Source organism: Yersinia sp. Marseille-Q5920 (assembly GCF_946902935.1).
In the GTDB taxonomy this organism is placed as follows: Bacteria; Pseudomonadota; Gammaproteobacteria; order Enterobacterales; family Enterobacteriaceae; genus Yersinia; species Yersinia rochesterensis.
In genome coordinates, this window is sequence record NZ_CAMPQA010000037.1 from 1 (window position 1) to 534 (window position 534).

Below are 534 nucleotides of genomic sequence, written 5' to 3' on the forward strand. Positions count from 1 at the left end.
GGGTTTCTCGGTGTTTTTAAAGGCGATAGCCAGCGCCGCCGCATCTTCTTTGGCTTTTTTCAGCGCCTGCCCGGTAACGGCCAGTTGGGCGCTGGCCTTACGGAAACCGTCAATCTTCGCCGCCTGCGCATCAAGCGCTTTGATGCTGCTTTGGGTGTTGCGAATATCGCCCGTGAGGGATTTACTGGCGGTTTGAATGGCTTTAAACGGGCGGGTAGCTTGGTCTACTGCTTTGAGCAATACCTGTAACTGTAAGCTCTTACTCATTGTTTGCGGCTCCACTTCGTAGCAGGGCTTTATGACGCCAGCGCACCAGCTCGGTGAGACTCAACCCCCAAAGCTCCGAGGGCGGCCAGTGAAAAATGGCGGCAATATCCGCCATCAGGTCATCAACTTCCAGTTTCGGGTCGAGCTTTACGCCCCCTGTTTCGGTGATAAAAAACCAACCACCTTACCGGCCAGCGCCACTAAATCGGGCAACTCCAGACGGTTGCATTCTGCGGCAGTCAGTGTCGGTGAGGTGATACGCGGCAA

General features: G+C 55.2%; 1 protein-coding gene and 2 pseudogenes. All 3 read right to left on the reverse strand.

Annotation, left to right across the window (positions count from 1 at the left end; all coding sequences use genetic code 11):
* Positions 1 to 267: pseudogene (locus OVO64_RS20445) on the reverse strand (phage tail tape measure protein); the annotation flags it as partial.
* The gene (locus OVO64_RS20450) at positions 260 to 382 is read right to left on the reverse strand and encodes a GpE family phage tail protein (RefSeq protein WP_038892727.1); all 123 of its coding nucleotides are present in this window, start codon (positions 380 to 382) and stop codon (positions 260 to 262) included. The gene OVO64_RS20450 and the pseudogene OVO64_RS20445, both read right to left, overlap by 8 nt.
* Positions 383 to 414: 32 nt before the next feature.
* Positions 415 to 534: pseudogene (locus OVO64_RS20455) on the reverse strand (phage tail assembly protein); the annotation flags it as partial.